The following is a 314-nucleotide window of genomic DNA, read 5'->3' as shown; positions in this document are numbered from 1 at the left end:
ATCGACCAACTGTCATTGATTGTTTCCGGCACAGCCAATGGCTCTGGCTTTTCACGAACCAGGCGCTTCTTGGGCTTGATGCGCAAGTTCAGCTCCAGCTCCCGGTAAATCCGATAAACCCGTTTGTGATTCCAGCCAAATCCTTTGACGTTCCTCAGATGCAAAAAGCACAGGCCAAAACCCCAGTTTCGCTGGTTATGGGTCAACCGGATTAGCCAATCCGCGATCTCGGCATTCTCGCTACTGAGCTTTGCCCGGTAGCGGTAGCAGGTCTCGCTGATGCCGAACATCCAGCAAGCCAAGCGAATACTGAC

Annotated in this window: 1 protein-coding gene; it reads right to left on the bottom strand. The window is 52.9% G+C overall.

Annotation, left to right across the window (positions count from 1 at the left end):
• Positions 1 to 314, bottom strand: a 314-nt coding sequence (locus MWU64_RS15385) for an IS3 family transposase (protein WP_348645565.1), incomplete at both ends; no start/stop codon positions are given.

Source organism: Marinobacter sp. S0848L (assembly GCF_023016065.1).
Classification (GTDB): Bacteria; Pseudomonadota; Gammaproteobacteria; order Pseudomonadales; family Oleiphilaceae; genus Marinobacter.
Note: the sequence above shows the minus strand (reverse complement) of the source record. Positions and strands in the feature narration are given on the sequence as shown.